This is a genomic window from Maribacter algae (assembly GCF_047345745.1).
GTDB lineage: Bacteria > Bacteroidota > Bacteroidia > Flavobacteriales > Flavobacteriaceae > Maribacter.
Map to the genome: position 1 here is coordinate 388,731 of NZ_JBLFES010000005.1, position 18,603 is coordinate 407,333.

General features: G+C 40.0%; 13 protein-coding genes and 1 tRNA gene. 4 read left to right on the forward strand and 10 right to left on the reverse strand.

Going from position 1 to position 18,603, the window contains the following annotated elements; all coding sequences use genetic code 11:
• Positions 1 to 124 precede the first annotated feature (124 nt).
• From ACKWBX_RS18320 to ACKWBX_RS18360, 9 genes are all read right to left on the reverse strand, one after another.
• The gene (locus ACKWBX_RS18320; RefSeq protein WP_413970172.1) at positions 125 to 376 is read right to left on the reverse strand and encodes a GIY-YIG nuclease family protein; all 252 of its coding nucleotides are present in this window, start codon (positions 374 to 376) and stop codon (positions 125 to 127) included.
• Positions 377 to 415: 39 nt separating this feature from the next.
• Positions 416 to 490 (reverse strand) — tRNA-Val (locus tag ACKWBX_RS18325).
• A 175-nt stretch (positions 491 to 665) separates the two neighbouring features.
• The gene (locus ACKWBX_RS18330; protein ID WP_413970173.1) at positions 666 to 1,877 is read right to left on the reverse strand and encodes a bifunctional folylpolyglutamate synthase/dihydrofolate synthase; all 1,212 of its coding nucleotides are present in this window, start codon (positions 1,875 to 1,877) and stop codon (positions 666 to 668) included.
• Complete coding sequence (locus tag ACKWBX_RS18335; protein WP_413970174.1) at positions 1,874 to 2,821, reverse strand: energy transducer TonB; 948 nt, start codon at positions 2,819 to 2,821, stop codon at positions 1,874 to 1,876. Before ACKWBX_RS18335 ends, ACKWBX_RS18330 begins: the two co-directional genes overlap by 4 nt.
• Positions 2,821 to 3,207: an ExbD/TolR family protein gene (locus ACKWBX_RS18340; protein WP_094997637.1), complete on the reverse strand. Its 387-nt coding sequence runs from the start codon at positions 3,205 to 3,207 to the stop codon at positions 2,821 to 2,823. Before ACKWBX_RS18340 ends, ACKWBX_RS18335 begins: the two co-directional genes overlap by 1 nt.
• 9 nt (positions 3,208 to 3,216) lie before the next feature.
• Entirely contained in the window at positions 3,217 to 3,909 is a 693-nt protein-coding gene (locus tag ACKWBX_RS18345) for a MotA/TolQ/ExbB proton channel family protein (protein ID WP_413970175.1), read from the reverse strand.
• Between the two features lie 52 nt (positions 3,910 to 3,961).
• On the reverse strand, positions 3,962 to 5,296 hold the full coding sequence (nhaD, locus tag ACKWBX_RS18350) for a sodium:proton antiporter NhaD (protein ID WP_413970176.1): 1,335 nt from the start codon (positions 5,294 to 5,296) through the stop codon (positions 3,962 to 3,964).
• Positions 5,297 to 5,575: 279 nt separating this feature from the next.
• Entirely contained in the window at positions 5,576 to 6,310 is a 735-nt protein-coding gene (locus tag ACKWBX_RS18355) for a LytR/AlgR family response regulator transcription factor (RefSeq protein WP_413970177.1), read from the reverse strand.
• 10 nt (positions 6,311 to 6,320) lie between these two features.
• A complete protein-coding gene (locus tag ACKWBX_RS18360) occupies positions 6,321 to 7,475 on the reverse strand; it encodes a sensor histidine kinase (RefSeq protein WP_413970178.1) in 1,155 nt (384 codons plus the stop codon).
• A gap of 288 nt (positions 7,476 to 7,763) precedes the next feature.
• Here ACKWBX_RS18360 and ACKWBX_RS18365 point away from each other — a divergent pair, with 288 nt between their 5' ends.
• The 4 genes from ACKWBX_RS18365 (at position 7,764) to ACKWBX_RS18380 (ending at position 17,845) form a co-directional block, all read left to right on the forward strand.
• Positions 7,764 to 10,157 (forward strand): outer membrane beta-barrel protein, encoded by a 2,394-nt coding sequence (locus ACKWBX_RS18365; protein ID WP_413970179.1) that lies wholly within the window; start codon positions 7,764 to 7,766, stop codon positions 10,155 to 10,157.
• Between the two features lie 243 nt (positions 10,158 to 10,400).
• Entirely contained in the window at positions 10,401 to 11,540 is a 1,140-nt protein-coding gene (locus tag ACKWBX_RS18370) for an acyl-CoA dehydrogenase (RefSeq protein ID WP_413970180.1), read from the forward strand.
• A 320-nt stretch (positions 11,541 to 11,860) separates the two neighbouring features.
• Positions 11,861 to 16,369 carry a glutamate synthase large subunit gene (gltB, locus tag ACKWBX_RS18375; protein ID WP_413970181.1) on the forward strand — a complete coding sequence of 1,503 codons (4,509 nt, stop codon included), beginning with the start codon at positions 11,861 to 11,863 and terminating at the stop codon, positions 16,367 to 16,369.
• A gap of 9 nt (positions 16,370 to 16,378) precedes the next feature.
• Positions 16,379 to 17,845 (forward strand): glutamate synthase subunit beta, encoded by a 1,467-nt coding sequence (locus ACKWBX_RS18380; protein WP_413970182.1) that lies wholly within the window; start codon positions 16,379 to 16,381, stop codon positions 17,843 to 17,845.
• 78 nt (positions 17,846 to 17,923) lie between these two features.
• Here ACKWBX_RS18380 and ACKWBX_RS18385 read toward each other — a convergent pair whose 3' ends face one another.
• Complete coding sequence (locus ACKWBX_RS18385) at positions 17,924 to 18,376, reverse strand: pyridoxamine 5'-phosphate oxidase family protein (RefSeq protein WP_413970183.1); 453 nt, start codon at positions 18,374 to 18,376, stop codon at positions 17,924 to 17,926.
• Positions 18,377 to 18,603: the final 227 nt, after the last annotated feature.

An 18,603-nucleotide genomic window follows, 5' to 3' on the forward strand; every position in this document is an offset into this window, starting at 1 on the left:
CGAATAAATAGCGTAGAAATAACACATAACGAAAAAAACCGCCGTGGTAGGCGGTTTCCGATTTAAGTGGGCGATACTGGATTCGAACCAGTGACCCTCCCGACAGGTCGGGATGCTCTTTCCGCTAATCCGAGCCAAATATCAAATGTTCGATCCTCTTTCTGCTCTTCCAGGATTTCACCTCCCGCTCACGGGCGTAGGCAGCACTTTTATCGCCGTACCGTTCCGAAAACAGCAAAATCCAATCGTCTGCTTTCCCGGTATAGCCTCTGTGATTTGAATTATGCTTGCGGATCCTCTCGACCAGGTCCTCACAACTATGGCCCGTGTAATAGGAATCGATATCCTTCGAATAAATAATGTAGAAATAACACATAACGAAAAAACCGCCATGGTAGGCGGTTTCCGATTTAAGTGGGCGATACTGGATTCGAACCAGTGACCCCCTGCTTGTAAGGCAGGTGCTCTGAACCAACTGAGCTAATCGCCCTATTCAAAAGTGACCCTCCCGACAGTCGGGATGCTCTAAACCTAAAAAGCCAAGAGCGTTATTTAAATGACCTTCCCGATAAATCGGGATGCTCTGAACCAACTGAGCTAAGAGCCCTAAACGGGGTGCAAATATAGAATAGTTTTGTATACTCCAAAAGAAAAAATGATAAAATTTAAAGGACTTCCGCAACGGTAAAATTACTGCCGCCAACAAATATTAGATCATCTTTGTGGGCTTTTTCTTTTGCTGCAGCCAAGGCAGCCTTTACGCTATCGTATATACTACTCTTTAGAGTATGATTCTCTGCTTGTTGCGCAAGTAGATTAGCATCCAAACCCCTGGGAATTGAAGGTTTGCAGAAATAGTATTCAGCTTTTTTAGGTAAAAGAGGCAATATATTGGATAAATCCTTGTCTTTTACAAACCCCAGCACTAGGTGTAATACCTCAAAAATCTCAGTATCCAGTTGATCTAAGACCAAAGAAAGGCCCTCTTTATTGTGTGCTGTATCACATATAATTTTGGGGTCATGTCCTAATATTTGCCACCGTCCCAAAATCCCTGTATTTTCTTGGACTTTCTGAAGTCCATTTGTAATGTGGTCTTTATTGATTTGAAACCTTTTTAACAGCTTTAATGTTTCAATTACACCTCTGATATTTTTCTGCTGATAATTTCCAAGCAAAGAAGTTTCGTATTGTGGATGTTCCTTTTTATCGGCAAAAATAAGTTTGGCGTTTTTAGCATCCGAAACTTCCTTAAAAACCGAAGCGATTTCAGACTGAAACTCGCTTACGACTACGGGTGTGTTTTCTTTAATTATCCCAGCTTTTTCAAAAGCGATTTTTTCCAAGGTATCTCCCAACATATCCATATGGTCCATACCGATATTGGTAATCAGCGAAACCTCTGGAACAATAATATTCGTAGAGTCCAAACGCCCTCCAAGACCGACTTCAATTACAGCAATATCCACTTTTTTTTCCTCAAAAAAGGAAAAAGCCATCCCTACTGTCATCTCAAAAAAGGAAAGCTTATTTTGCTCAAAGAATAATTTATTATCGGCAATAAAATCGATTACAAACTTTTTTGATACCGGTTTACCATTGAGACGTATACGCTCTCTAAAATCCTTCAAATGCGGAGAAGTGTACAATCCAACACAATAGCCTGCTTCTTGAAGAATGGAAGCCAACATATGGCTACTGGAACCCTTTCCGTTGGTTCCTGCCACATGTATACTTTTGAAATTTTTGTGGGGATTCCCTAAATGTTGGGTCAAACCCTTAATGCCATTCAACTTTCCGTTAAAAGCAGTTTTCCCCTTTTGTTGATACATCGGAAGTTGTGCAAACATCCAATCTAGCGTCTGCGCGTAGGTCACTCTCCCAATTTAAAGTTCACTACTACAAAACCGACTTGCTGGCTCGGCGCATTGGTATCCAAATTCCATTTATGCATAAACGCCGTTTTTTTGGCAGGTTCTAAAAGACAAGGACTGGTATTCGTAGTTCCGCGAACTCCAGGAGTAGCACTTATTACTTTTCCATTTCGATCTACCACAATTTTTACGACTACCCTTCCGGACTCGTTGCATTCTTGGGCCACTTTGCCTTTATTGACCAAAGAGCGTCCGTTTAATCCGTAACCCCCTGTACCATCTCCAGAACCGGGGCTTCCGTAATAGCTTGTGGCATAAGGGTCTCCCTCCGGACTTCCTTTGTCACCAGCCCTATCGTCATCACCTTCACTCCCGGAAGCGGTTCCATCGGACTTATTGAGACCGCCCATCAGCTCGTCCAATTTTCTCTTTTTTGCTTCCTGTTCCTTTCTCGCTTTTTCTTCGGCCGCTCTCTTTTCTTGCGCAATTTTGGCCGCTTTGGCTTTTTCGGCTCTAATGGCGTCCTCTTTTCTTTTCTGTTCCGCTTTTGCGGCATCCTCAGCTTTTTTCTTGGCTTCTTCCGATTTTTTCAGTTTTATGGCCTCTTCATTTTCCTGTGTCAATAGCTTTTCAGCAGGGGCTTCTTTGGGGGTAGGTTTTTCAGGAACTTCCTCGATTACTTCTTCTTCAACGACTTCTTCCTGAATTTGCTCTTGTTTAACAGGTTCCACCGGAGGTGTATCCAACGGTTCGGACTTTATTTTCTCTTTAGGTTGTATACGACCACTCCCAAAGTCCGTAGTTCCAAAATTTATGGAAATTCCATTTTCAATAGGCGGGTCCATATAAGTAAGTCCTATGTAAAATAATACCAACAACAAAACACTTAACAACAGCGTGGTAAGTGTAAATGATTTTTTCTTGTGTCTCGTATCTAAAAATGCCATTAGTTAGGCCGCACGGCCAAAATAACCTTATAATTATTTCTGTTGGCGATATCCATTACGTTTACTGCTTCTTTGATAGCAACGCTCTCTTCCGCCCTCAGAATAATAGTAGGTTTTTCTTGACCTTCCAGTGCTTTTTTTAATTCAATTTCAATGTATTCTCCGTTGATTCTCTGATTGTTCACAAAATACTGTAAGTTCTTATCGATACTTACGGATACGTTCTGTGTATTGGTGGATTTTCCTTTGGCCTTAGGTAACAACAAATCCAGCGCATTTGGTGAGTTTGCCGTTAACATGAAGAATATCAATAACAAAAAAACGATATCCGTCATAGAGGACATACTAAAGTCCGGACTCACTTTATTCCTTCCTTTTAATTTCATAGCAAAGAATTAAAGCGGTTCGTTCAAAAGATCTAGAAACTCTACCGCATTGGCTTCCATTTTATGGACTACCTTATCCGTACGGTTTACCAAATGGTTATAACCCATATAGGCAATAATCCCAACAATCAGACCCGCTACGGTTGTTGTCATGGCCGTATAAATACCTGATGCCAATGAACCCATTTCGGCTTGACCTCCACTACTTGCCATTTCATGAAAAGCTAAAATCATACCAATTACGGTTCCCAAGAAACCGATCATTGGGGCCGCACCTGCCACAGTTGCCAAAACACTTACGTTTTTTTCAAGTTTATACACTTCCAAAGTGCCCGCATTCTCAATTGCGGTATTGATATCGTCCAACGGCTTTCCTATTCTGGAAATGCCCTTCTCCGTTAATCTTGCCACAGGGGAATCTGTGGACGCACACAAAATCTTGGCCGCTTCCAGCTTGCCCGTAGTTACGTGGTCACGAATCTGATTCATGAAGTTCTTATCGATTTTGGAAGCCGCATTTACAGCCAATAAACGCTCAAAGTAGATATAAAGCGCTACGCCCAACATTAAAAAAAGTACCGTGATAATGACCACGCTTCCTGTACCGCCATTGAAAATTAAATCCATTACGGATAAGGTCTTCTCCTCGGACAGTAATTCTCCCGTTTCCGGATCTTGGGCCAAATCTTGAAATAATAACATAGTATTCTTTGATTATCAAATTTGCCTTAATAACGGTATTTTATCGATTAAATTATCCGTGAAGGACAAAATCTCTTAATAAAATAAAGGCTACGGCACCACATACGAAACCGACAAGAGCCAACCAAGCAATTTTTTTGAGATACCAGAAGAAATCTATCTTTTCCATTCCCATAGCCACAACTCCTGCTGCCGAACCGATAATAAGCATACTACCTCCCGTTCCAGCGGAGTATGCTATAAAGTGCCATAAAGGACTATCCAACGGCTCTCCGAACATTCCCATACTGGCCGCTACCAAAGGTACATTGTCTATTACTGCCGAACCTACCCCAAAGAGCATTACTACAATGTCCGTATTCGGTATGGCTTCGTTCAAACTTTCGGCATAATGGAACAGCATCCCCAAGGATTCCAAAGCGGCAACCGCCAACAAGATGCCCAAAAAGAAGAGAATACTGGGCAATTCAATCTTGGAAAGAGAAGAGTGAACAGGACTGTGATGGCCTTCCGAACTGTGCTCACCATCCCCTACATTGGAAATATTGAATTTTTTGTTACTATAAATTTCTGCAAAAGTAGCTACAACGGCCAAGGACAACATCATACCCACATATGGGGGAAGATGGGTTATCGTTTTGAAAAAAGGGACAAAAACTATAGCGCCCAAGCCCAAATAAAGCATGGTAGAACCATATTTTGACTTTGGGGCCTCCTCATCGAGCTCACCGTCAATTAAACCCTGAAAAGCTTTAAACCTTCCTGCTATCAAGGTAGGGACGACCATACACACTATGGAAGGTATAAGTACATGAATAACCAACTGTCCTGCGGATACCTTATCCGCTATCCAAAGCATCGTAGTCGTAACGTCACCTATCGGAGACCATGCACCACCTGCATTTGCAGATATAATGATCATACCGGCAAACCAAAGCCTGGTATTGCGATCATTGATAACTTTTTGAAGTATCGTAATCAAAACGATCGTAGCGGTGAGGTTATCTATGATTGCCGAAAGAATAAAGGCCAAAATTGAAAACAACCATAATAACTTTCTTTTGCTTCTGGTCCTTATATATCCTTTGATCGTAGCAAAACCATCAAAATAATCTATAATTTCCACAATTGTCATGGCACCTAATAGAAATACCAATATTTCTGCGGTTTTACCCAAATGATGCAATAGAATTTCGTCTATATGGGTAGGCTCCAACTCTCGTAATTCCGCATTCACCTCAAAAACGTCCATATGGGTCAAGGCAATTATGGCCCAAAGAATCGCCATCATGGCCAAAGCCGGAATCAGCTTGTCTATTTTAAGATTGTGCTCTAAGGTAATGGCCAAATAACCTGCCAGAAAAACAATTATGATTAAGGTTTCCATTTTCAGTTGGTTTTATGAAAAGATTAGTTCTAAATCTTCTTGTTATCAATTTCAATGTAAAATTCAAATTCCATAAATATATTTAAAATTGTGGTCGTATTCAACTTACGAGAGCGGTTTAAATTAATTTAATTTTTGCCCGTATCCTTATTCATTGAAATAAAGTGAATTATTGAAAACCCGGTGCTATTTTGAGAATCGATTTTTAGAACGAAATCAATCTTATGACATAGAAAATTTTGATGGAGTAGCCTTTTTAGCTTGATGTAAATACAGGGACTATTTCTGCCAAAGCTTATTTTTCAATACTTTTTCCTTGACCGCATCTCTGTAATTACGACTCAAGGGTATCCATGTATCACCTATTCCTATTTTACCGTTTTCGATAGTATCTATCTTGGGTATGCAAACAATGAACGACTTGTGCACTTTCAGAAAAGCCTGCGGATTCAATTTTTCTTCCACACTTTTGAGGGGCATTAGGGTTACATGTTTTTTTCCATCCGTAGTATGAAAAATCACATAGTTCTGCATTGCTTCGACAAAACGAATGTTCTCCAACTCAATCTTTTTAAAGGCATTATCACACTTTATAAAAATATAGTCAGCGGTATCATTGGGCAAAACTAATTTTTCCTGTGTTTTTTGGTTCAGCAACAGATATTGTTCCCTTACTTTATTCACAGCCTTGAAAAAACGGTTAAAGGTTACGGGTTTCAATAGATAATCCAGCACATCCAGCTCGAAACCTTCAAGCGCGTAGTTGGGAAAAGCGGTAGTGAGAACTACCATGGGGGTGTTGACGGACGATTTCAAGAACTCGATGCCGTTCATACGCGGCATCTGAATGTCCAAAAACAGCAAATCTACCTGATGCTGCTCCTGAATTTTGGAAAACTCCAACGGATTGTTGCCAGAGCCTACCAATTCCAAAAAATCTACTTCCCGGACATAATTAGCTATACATTCCCTCGCCAAGGGCTCATCATCTATCGTTACGCATTTTAATATCATGTGCCTATTCTCAAGATTGAAAGGATATCATCGGTGTTTTGAGTGTCTCGGACAGGACTGCTTTACCGGTAAGTTGAAGCTGCAGCAGCACCCGAAAGGCTACATCCGTTTTCTCTATTTCCAGTTCATAACGGTCGGGATATAGCAAATCTAACCGCCGTTTTACATTCTTTAAGCCAATCCCGCTATTTTCAATATATGTATCAGATTTTTGATAGTCTGCAGATACGATACTATTTATCACTTCAAAAACGATTGCTGTTTCAGAAAAGCTCAACGCTATCTTCATCCAATTTTCTTCTTCCTTGCCTTGGGACACATGCTTAAAGGCGTTTTCAACAAAAGGCATTAAAATAAATGGGGCTATGGCTTTACTGGAATATCCCGAAGTATCCAACTGAACATCCACTTTTACGGTCTCGTCCAGACGTAATTTTCCCAACTCGATAAAATTTCGCAAATAATCCAACTCACGTTCTACCGGTATCTGCGGTTCGTTGCACTCGTATAGTTGGTAACGCATCAAGTCCGAAAATTTGGCCAACGATTCCGAAGCCATATCCGGATTCTTGTGTATCAACACAAAAATAGAATTGATGGTATTGAACAAAAAGTGCGGATTAAATTGTGATTTAAGGAATTTTAGCTCGGTCTCCAACTTTTCCTTTTCCAATATCTGTCTTTGTTTTTGCGAATCTACCCAGTTTTTCGTCAATTTTATACTCATTCCCAAAGTAGTGGCCGCCACACAGGAAGAAAGGGCATTGTACTTGAAAATAGCATAAGGTGTGGGTGGTGAAATATGGAACAGTTCGTATACATTGGCATTGGCCACGGAAGCCGCAATAAAATAGTTAGCGGTTATGGCTGCCGACATCAACAATATTACACAAAGGGTGGATAGAAAGAAAACAAGGTATTTTCCTTTTTGTAGAAACTTTGGAATAAGCACATACAAACAGAAATATACCCCTAAAGCTTGGTATACCACGTATCCCAAGTATTTGACAATCCCGTGTGGCTCAGTGATCGACTGAAAAACTTCGGCAATACTCCCTGAAAATAAGGTCCACCACGCAAAATGATATCCCGCCCAAAAAAGCACATGATGCATTTTGTAACGTTCTAAAAAGGCCAAAATAGGCGCTAAGCTTTTCGTGGACATGATTTTTCCAAAATTGATGTGGAACGTATCACAAGATACGGTGACAGTCTTTCTTTATCAAACGGAACTCTTTGCAAATTGACATGCGGTGGGTTTTTATTGACCAAATGCATTTAGTGCACTATTTGGAACACTATAAATCCAAGAACGTCCTGTTTCTTCACTTTGTAAAGAAAAACGACCTTCTTGTCATTCTATTTTTTATCACAGTTTTAATAGCTGCTACTTACCTTCAAATTCGTAGCAATGAAATTAAACGTTCTCTTTTTAATATGTTCTTTAACCAGTATGCAAACTCTTTTCGGCCAGTTGTCCGGTTCGGTTGTCGATGAAGACGGCAACCCTGTTCCGTATGCTAATGTAATGTTACACAGTGTACCTGATTCTGTTTTACAAACGGGCGTTATCACCAATGAAAAAGGCATCTTTGTAATCAACTTTTCGGAAGAAGGTTCGTATGAAATACGTATTGATCTACTATCCTTTAAAACTTGGGATTCCGAGCCGTTTACGATTTCTGGAAGTGATTTTCAGAAGAACTTTTCAACAATAATTTTACAAGAAGAAATAACCACTTTACAAGGTGTAGAGGTCACAGGGCGTCGTAAACTCATAGAGCGCACCCAAGAAGGTAATATCATTAATGTACAACAGAGTATTTTGACCAAGGGAAGTACTGCTTTGCAACTATTGGAGCGTTCGCCGGGCGTGATTTTGGACCAACGGAACAACAGTTTTTCCATGAACGGAAAAAGCGGAACACTCATTATGATCAATGGAAAGGCACAACGCATTCCAACAGCAGATTTAATCACCATTCTTAACGGGATGAGTGCCGACAACGTAGAAAAAATAGAATTGTTGACCAATCCCTCAGCACGATACGATGTAGATGGAAACGCTGGAATCATCAATATTGTTATGGTCAAAAACGAAACCTTGGGTATTCGCGGAAATATAAATGTAAGCGCAGGATATGGCAAAGGTCCTAAACAGACTTCCGGACTTTCCCTCAATCATGGCAAAGAACGGGCTACGTTGTTCGGTTCGTATACGTTTTCCTATGATGATTCCTTTGATGGATTCAGGGGAGTAGGAACAACGGAAATACCCTCCCTGGACGGAACTACAGCCATTGATTTTACGAATAGAAGACGACCTATAAACCGAAACCATAATATAAACCTCACTTATGATTACAAGCTTTCAAAAGTATCCTCAATTGGAGCCAATATCCTTTATAACAATTCACTGTCAACCATTTCCGTTCAAAACATAGGGCTTTATAATTTTACGAACGACCCATTTTTAGAAGCACAGATTCGCTTGGATGAAAATGGAAACTTAAAAAATCTTACTGCTTCTACCTATTTTGAAAAGAAAACCGAACAGCACACTTTTGCGATAACAGCAGATTACATCAATTATAACAACCAAAGACCTAATCAGGTAAGCAGCTCCTATTTTGATGAAAACGGAGACCCGTTTCAACCGGAAAATGAAATTTACAGTCGTGGAAATAGAGGGTTCAATGAAACCGATATCAATGTCGGTGTAGTAAAGATGGACTATAAACAAACCATTAATGAAAATTTATTTGTAGAAGAAGGTGTAAAAGGCTCGCTCTCCAGAACGGTCAATGACGCCCGAATAGAAATTTTACAGGGTGATGATTTTGTCCCCGATGACCGTTTTATCAGCACCATTGAAAACAAGGAAAATATAGGAGCCATCTACGCGCTTACCGATTATATATTTAATGAAAAATTGAAAGCACAAATTGGGCTACGTTATGAGTATTGGGACCAGGATTTTAGCAATGATCAATTGGACCGTAGTTTTGGGAAACTTTTCCCTTCGTTTTTTTTAACTCGTACCCTTTCTGATACCACGGCCCTAAATTTTGCGTATAACAAACGGATTACACGGCCTAACTATGCTGACTTGGCATCATTTCTCATCTACAACAGTCCTACTTCCGTGTTCAGTGGAAATCCGGAACTACTTCCTGCGGTAAGCGATAACATTAGCCTTACCTACAGCAACAAATCGTTTAGCGTTTCGTTATTGGCTTCCAATGAGGACAACCCTATTGCCCGTTTTCAGGTTACCCGAAATGCACAAAGTAATGTAGCCGTTATTGCTCCGGTCAATTTGGCATTTCAGCGAAATGTGGACGTTCAGACTAATATTCCAATCCGTTTTACCCATTGGTGGAATATGAATTTTAATGGGACTTTAGGCGTTAGAAAATTCAAATTATTACATACCGATGACCAGATTACCCATAGTTACGTCCATTTTAATTTCAATGGAAGTCAGACCGTACGACTACCGGGCAATTTCGCTTTGGAATTATCCGGATGGTATACTTCACGTCATTTTAATGGAAGTAGCAAGGTCAATGGTTTTGGTGTCTTGAACATGGGGCTAAAAAAAGAATTTAAAAACGGAAGTAGCCTGCAGTTTTCCGTGGCGGACGTTTTTGAGTCGTTTGATATCCATTCCTCCGTAGGTTCACTCACAAGAGAGGCTTTTGGCGATGAGTTTGAAGTAGATTACAGTTCTGAATCCGGATTTTCACGGATTTTCAGGATAGGATTTTCCTATCCGTTTGGCAATAAAAAAGTAAAGGAAATACAAAGAAAAACCGGAGCTGATGCTGAAAAATCGAGATTGTAAAAAATGAACGGTCCATATGGATATTATTCGCCTAAGAAAATAGCAAAAATGAATCAATTGTTCATCATCGCGACAAATTTTGAGCAGATTTAACATTATAGTTGCGGTAAACATAATCAAAATGTAATCAGGCCCTAAATATCTTGATTCCGTAATGTTGTGAACCAAGCTTTACAGTTTATTCAACATTGTTTTTTACATATTCCGTCTTATCTTTACTCGACTAACTTTTAAGCAATTGCGATGGATTTTTCATTGACCGAAGAACAAGAATTGATACAACAGGCCGCTAGGGATTTCGCTCAGAACGATTTGCTCCCAGGGGTTATAGAAAGAGATGAAAAACAGCTTTTTCCTAAAGAAGAAGTCCGCAAAATGGGAGAACTTGGGTTTTTGGGCATGATGGTAGACCCCAAATATGGCGGCAGCGGATTGGACACTGTTTCATATGTTTTGGTGATGGAGGAACTTTCCAAAATCGATGCTTCTTCTTCCGTGATTGTTTCCGTAAATAACTCTTTGGTATGCTGGGGATTGGAAACGTTCGGAACCGAGGCGCAAAAAGAAAAATACCTTTCAAAACTCGCAACGGGCGAAATTATAGGTGCTTTTTGCCTATCCGAACCTGAAGCGGGCAGTGATGCTACTTCCCAAAAAACCACAGCTATTGACAAAGGGGACCATTATGTTCTAAATGGCACTAAAAACTGGATCACCAATGGGAATTCCGCAGATTTCTATTTCGTTATTGCGCAAACGGATAAAGAGAAAAAACACCGTGGTATAAATGCACTGATCGTCGATAAAAATATGGATGGGTTTGAAATTGGGCCCAAAGAAAATAAATTGGGAATTCGTGGCAGTGATACGCACTCCCTTATATTCAATGATGTAAAAGTTCCCAAAGAGAACAGAATCGGTGAGGACGGCTTTGGGTTTAAATTCGCCATGAAAACTTTGGCAGGAGGTAGAATAGGTATTGCCGCTCAAGCTTTAGGAATCGCAGCAGGTGCATATGAACTTGCATTAAAATATTCTCAAGAAAGAAAAGCATTCGGAACGGAAATTTGTAATCATCAGGCCATAGCTTTCAAATTGGCCGATATGCATACACAGATAGAAGCTGCAAGACATATGGTATATAAAGCTGCTTGGGACAAGGACAATGGGAAGGATTATGATTTATCCGGAGCCATGGCCAAACTTTATGCATCTCAGATAGCCATGGAAACTACCGTTGAAGCTGTACAAGTTCATGGTGGGAACGGCTTTGTAAAAGAATATCATGTGGAAAGATTGATGCGTGATGCAAAAATTACGCAAATTTATGAAGGTACTTCAGAGATTCAAAAAATTGTGATTTCCAGAAGCATTCTTGATTAGGTTCATCAAATCCATAAATAACACCCCTAATTTCTAGGGGTGTTATTGTTTTTAAAACATCTTAAGATATTCTCTCCACTAAATTCCATAGGGCATATATGTACCAAGAATTGTTTTTAGTGCAATCACCCTATAAAATCAACGCTATCAGATTATTTTCCTTCCTATTTTTATTAATCTGATAATTTGCGCCCATTCAAATTATTGATTTCAACAATTTTTAACATTAATTTAAAAGTGTTGAATATTCTTAATCATTATACTTAAATAACTGAATATTATTCAATTAAAATGATATTTTTGGATAAATACGATAATTTATGAAGTTGAAAAAACAAGGGTTGTACCTACCGGAATTTGAACATGATAACTGTGGAGCAGGATTTATTTGCAGCCTTAAAGGAAAGAAATCTAACGATATTATTCATAAGGCCTTAGAAATTTTGGATCGCTTAGAACATCGTGGTGCCGTAAGCTCGGATGGTAAAACAGGTGATGGCGCAGGTATTCTGATCGATATACCCCATGACTTTTTTAAGGATGTATGTGATTTTACATTACCAGAAGCTGGCAACTACGCCGTAGGTAATGTTTTTTTTCCAAAAAAGGAAAACCAACGGGATTTCTGTATTTCAGTATTTGAAGAGAATATCAAAAAACAAGGGTTAAAACTTTTAGGTTGGAGAAACGTTCCGGTAAATCCATCCATACCGGGTAGGATTGCGGCAGAAACAGAACCCTTCGTAAAACAAATTTTCATTGGAAAAGAAAATGGGGTACAATCTTATTTTGATTTTAACCTGAAATTGTTCATCGCTAGAAAAGTAACGGAACATGCTATCATTAATTCCAAATTATCCGAAAGCCAGTTCTTCTACGTACCTAGCCTTTCTACAAAAATCATCATTTTCAAAGGATTACTGATGCCACATGACATCAGTTTATATTATACAGATTTACTGGATTCTCGGGTGGTTACCCGGTTGGCATTGGTACACCAGCGTTTCTCAACGAACACCTTTCCCACTTGGGACTTGGCCCAACCCTTTAGATATATGTGCCATAATGGTGAGATTAACACCCTTAGGGGCAATGTTTCCAGAATGCATTCTAGGGAAGAATTGTTGGAGAGCGATTTATTCGGGGAGGAGATAAAAAACGTTCTTCCTGTTATTTTGCCAGGCAAATCGGATTCCGCTACTATGGATATGGTAGTAGAACTATTGTTGATGACGGGACGTTCCCTTCCAGAAGTCATGATGATCTTAGTTCCGGAAGCGTGGGAAAAGAACGATGAAATGTCAGCGGCCAAAAAAGCCTTCTACGAGTACCATTCCTGCATGATGGAACCTTGGGACGGGCCTGCCTCGATACCCTTTACCGATGGCAACTATATTGGTGCCGTTTTAGACCGTAACGGTTTGCGTCCATCAAGATATTCCGTGACCAAAGATGATTACGTGGTTATGTCCTCCGAAACGGGGGTGGTAGAAATTGCACCTGAAAATGTAGAATTCCATGGTCGTTTGGAACCCGGTAAAATGTTCTTGGTAGATATGGCCGAAGGAAGGATTGTAAACGATGAAGAAATCAAGGAAAATATTGCCAAAAAACATACGTATAAAAAATGGTTGGATTCCAATTTGGTGCACTTAAAGGATATTCCATATAATGATTGTCCGTTATTTTTGGGAGAGGCTCCTCTAGAGAAAAGAAAGTCTGTGTTCGGTTATACTTTGGAGGATATCAATACTATTATTCTTCCTATGGGCAAAACTGCCAAAGAGCCTATTGGTTCTATGGGGTCTGACACTCCTATTGCTGTACTATCGGAGCGTCCACAATTAATTTACAACTACTTTAAACAGTTGTTCGCCCAAGTAACAAATCCTCCATTGGACGGTATTCGGGAAGAATTGATAACGGATATTAGTCTTACATTGGGTAGTGACCAAAATATTTTTGAATTCTCAGAGCTTCACTGTAGAAAATTAAAAATCCAAAATCCCGTGATTTCAAAAGAGGATTTGGATAAAATAAAAAACTATGATGCCAGTCCGGATTATAAAGTAACCTCTATTCCTATTCTTTATAGCATACAAAAAGGACACAATGGCTTGGAAGATGCTTTGGCCTCTATCCTACAACAAGCTTCAAAAGCAGTGGATGAAGGCACTAATATCATAATCCTTTCCGATAGGAACGTAAACAAGGAAAATGCACCTATACCGGCATTATTGGCGTGTGCATATGTGAATAGTGGTCTTCAGAAAATGGGAAAACGTTCCAAATTGAGCATCATTATAGAATCTGCAGAACCTAGGGAAGTACACCATTTTGCCTTATTGTTCGGATTTGGCGCAAGTGCCATAAACCCATATTTGGTCAACGAAATTATAGGAGAGCAAATTGAGGAACAGGACATTACGGAGTTTACCACACAAGAAGCCATTGAAAATTATAATAAGGCAGTGGGTAAAGGAATTCTTAAAGTGATGAATAAAATCGGAATCTCTACATTGAATTCCTATAGAGGCTCACAATTGTTTGAATGTATCGGTATCAATTCAAAAGTGGTTGAGAAATATTTTCCAAATACCCCAACGAGAATTCAAGGAATCGGTCTTTATGAGATTGAAAAAGAAATATCCAAAAGACACGAAAAAGCTTTTACGGAAAAAGAAGTCGCTGCCAATCTAGATTTGGAAATGGGTGGTGAGTATAGATGGAGGAGAGATGGGGAAAAACACATGTTCAATCCTTTATCCGTAGCCAAACTTCAAAAAGCGGTCCGTAGTAATGAATCTAGCAGTTATAAGGAGTTTTCCGCTATGGTGAACGAGCAATCCAAAAACTTGATGACCATTAGAGGTCTTTTCGAATTTTCCAATTACGATCCGGTTCCATTGGAAGAAGTAGAACCTTGGACCGAAATTGTAAAACGATTTAAAACCGGTGCAATGTCGTATGGCTCGATCAGTAAGGAAGCCCATGAAAACTTGGCCATCGCCATGAACCGCATTGGTGGAAAGAGCAACTCTGGCGAAGGTGGTGAGGACGAAGAACGCTTTTATAAAAACGCAACGGGTGACTGGAAGAACAGTGCTATCAAACAAGTTGCTTCAGGAAGGTTTGGGGTTACCTCGAACTATTTGACCAATGCCAAGGAAATACAGATTAAAATGGCACAAGGGGCCAAACCCGGTGAAGGGGGACAGTTACCCGGACCCAAGGTGAATCCTGCCATTGCAAAAACGCGTAATTCCACGCCTTATGTTGGTCTGATTTCGCCACCGCCCCATCACGATATTTATTCCATAGAGGATTTATCCCAGTTGATCTATGACTTAAAATCAGCGAACAGAAAGGCACGGATCAATGTGAAATTGGTTTCGGAAGTAGGCGTGGGTACTGTTGCCGCAGGTGTTGCCAAAGCAAAGGCGGATGTGATATTGGTTTCCGGTTTTGATGGCGGTACGGGAGCATCTCCCCTAACATCATTAAAACATGCCGGACTCCCATGGGAATTGGGTATTGCCGAAGCACAACAAACATTGGTCATGAACGATCTTCGTAACAGGATAGTCCTGGAATGTGACGGACAGTTAAAAACGGGTCGTGATGTTGCAGTTGCCTGTCTTTTGGGAGCAGAGGAATTCGGTTTTGCGACCGCACCATTGGTCGCTTCGGGTTGTATTATGATGCGGGTATGTCACTTGAATACTTGTCCTGTAGGAATCGCTACCCAAAATCCCGAATTGCGCAAAAAATTCAAGGGAAAACCGGAGCACGTTGTCAACTACATGTATTTCGTAGCTCAAGAACTTAGAGAAATCATGGCGCAACTTGGTTTCAGAACGGTAAATGAAATGGTAGGTCAAGTTCAAAAACTAGATCGCAAAAAAGCCATAAACCATTATAAGGCAGCTGGAATTGATTTGACACCGATTTTGCATCAGGTAGATGTTCCGGCGGGTACAAAATTCTATAATACAAGCATACAAAAGCATGATGTTGAAAAATCAATCGAATTTGAAATTATAGAAAAAGCAAATCCCTCATTGTTCCGAAAAGAGAAAGCGAGTTTGGATTTTCCAATTTGTAATACCGACAGGGCAGTCGGAGCTATAGTCAGTAATGAGATTTCAAAAATATACGGAGCACAAGGACTACCTATAAATACATTGAAATTGAATTTTACAGGTTCTGCAGGACAAAGTTTTGGTGCATTTGCCACCCGTGGACTTACCATGATCGTAAACGGAAATACTAATGATTATTTAGGCAAAGGGCTTTCAGGAGCTAAATTGGTCATTAAGGTACCAGACGGTTCTACCATAGTACCGGAAGACAATGTGATTACGGGTAATGTGACTTTATACGGCGCTACCGCAGGCCGTGCTTACATCAACGGTAAAGCGGGCGAACGTTTCTGTGTAAGGAATTCTGGGGCAAAAGCGGTCGTTGAAGGTATTGGCGATCACGGTTGTGAATACATGACCGGTGGAGTTGCCATAATTCTGGGAGAAGTTGGTAGAAATTTTGGGGCCGGTATGAGCGGCGGCATCGCTTATATTTATGATGAGAAAAAAACCTTTAAAAAGCGATGTAAGGGAGAAGGTTTAAATCTTTTAAGCGTAAAAGAGGATAACGATATTGAGGAATTGAAAGGACTTATTGAAAGTCATTACAATTCAACTTTAAGTCCATTAGCGCAGCGTATCTTAGAAAATTGGGAAACTTGTTTACCCCAGTTTATCAAAGTGCTTCCGGAAGAATATAAGCAGGCACTCATACGTCTTGAAAAAGAGAAATTACAAACAATATAAAATCGAAACATGGGAAAGATAACAGGATTTTTGGAATTCGATAGAAAAGTAGAATCATATGAACCCGTAGAGCAGCGCGTTCAAAACTATAAGGAGTTTACCGTTCCTATGGAGGAAAAAGAACTCAAGGAGCAGGGTGCACGTTGTATGGACTGTGGTATTCCGTTTTGTCATAGCGGCTGCCCACTTGGAAATTTAATTCCTGATTTCAACGATGCCGTATATAGGGGAAAATGGGAAAAAGCAGCCAGAATTTTGCATTCCACCAATAATTTTCCTGAATTCACCGGGAGATTATGTCCTGCACCTTGTGAAGAAGCATGTGTTTTGGGGATTAACGAGAACCCGGTTTCTATTGAAAATATTGAAAAGAATATTGTTGAAACTGCTTTTGAAAAAGGATGGGTAACTGCAACTCCTCCAACCAAAAGGACAGGAAAAAAAGTAGCTGTAATTGGCTCTGGACCGGCAGGATTGGCAACAGCACAACAATTGAACAGAGCAGGCCATGCTGTTACCGTATTTGAGCGAGACGAAAAACCAGGAGGATTGTTGCGCTATGGCATTCCGGATTTTAAGATGGAAAAAAGTGTCATTGACCGCAGATTAACTGTACTTAAAGAAGAAGGTATCGAATTTAAATGTGGAGTCCATGTCGGTATAGATATTAAAGCCGAAGCATTAAAAAATGATTTTGATGCAATCGTTTTGTGTGGCGGAGCAACCGTAAGAAGAAATCTTCCTATCAAGGGGTCCGACCTTAACGGAGTAGTTCAAGCAATGGACTTTCTTCCTCAAAATAACCGCCGTGTTGATGGTATAACGCAATTTGATAAAGAAATCATGGCCACGGACAAGAACGTAATTGTTATTGGCGGTGGAGACACGGGTTCAGATTGTATCGGGACGTCTATAAGGCATGGTGCTAAATCCGTTTCAAATTTTGAGATTATGCCAATGGCAACTACAGATCGTCCTGAAAATCAACCTTGGCCCTTTTGGCCTATGCGTCTTAGAACAAGTTCTTCCCATAAGGAAGGTGCAGAACGTTTCTTTAGCATTTCCACAAAGGAATTTATTGGGGATAAAGACGGTAATCTAAAGGGGCTCATTACCGCTGAGGTAGAATGGATAAAACAACCGGGACAACGTCCTGTATTAAAAGAAATAGAGGGTACGGAAAAGGAATGGAAATGTGAATTGGCATTGCTAGCCATGGGGTTTACAGGTTCAGAAATGACAATTGCGGAACAATTGGGACTTGAAAGTGATGTCAGAACCAATATCAAAGCATCGGAATCTAACTACAAAACCAATGTAGATGGTGTTTTCGTTGCAGGAGACCAAAGAAGAGGTCAATCGTTGATTGTCTGGGCCATATCCGAGGGTAGACAAGCTGCACATCACGTTGATAAATACTTAATGGGTGAATCCGCATTACCTTTAAAAGGAGAAGGAGATTTACCAAGAGTTTAACCAACAACCATTTTATACCAAGAAAACCCGAATGAGATGAAATTCATGCGGGTTTTCTATATGTTTCAAAAATTCAATTTAAATACCATAGGTTTTTTTGGCACTTTCAATCTGATCCTTGACCGTAGTTTCAGGATAAAGAACATACTTAGGTGCAATTATTGGTTTTACTTTTTCTGGTGATATGTAGGTAATCGTAGAAAAAGGATATTTACCCCCTGTCATTTTGGTCAGAACACTTTCCATTTCTAGGAATAAGGAATTCTTTTTACCTATAATTTCTGCTTTACCCTTGATTTGATAACCCATCTGCTCAAAAATATCAATAAAACTTAGGCAGATATTAGGGTTGGACTTAATATTTTTTACAGATTGTGGCGATGCTATATTTGCAACAATAATATTTTCTGAGCCAAAATAGTTAAAACATTCTTTAGGAGAAACATTGGGCATACCATCTTCTGAAACGGTTGCCAACCAGCATAATACACTTTTATCTATATATTCTTTAATTTCTTCCGTAAGCACCATACCAATTAATTATATACCACCAACAAGATAATTTATCATCAACTTGATACAAAACAAATAGTGTAGGAAAATAATCAAAAATGGATGGTACAATTTATCACGGCCTTCCCCACACTCCTTTTGTTCCCCTGGAAAGGGTAGCGGCCGGTTCGCGCGGGCCTTCCGCCCCGGGCGGTACGCAAACAAAAAAAGGCCCCCCCACGTAACGTGAAGGGGCCCCGAATAAG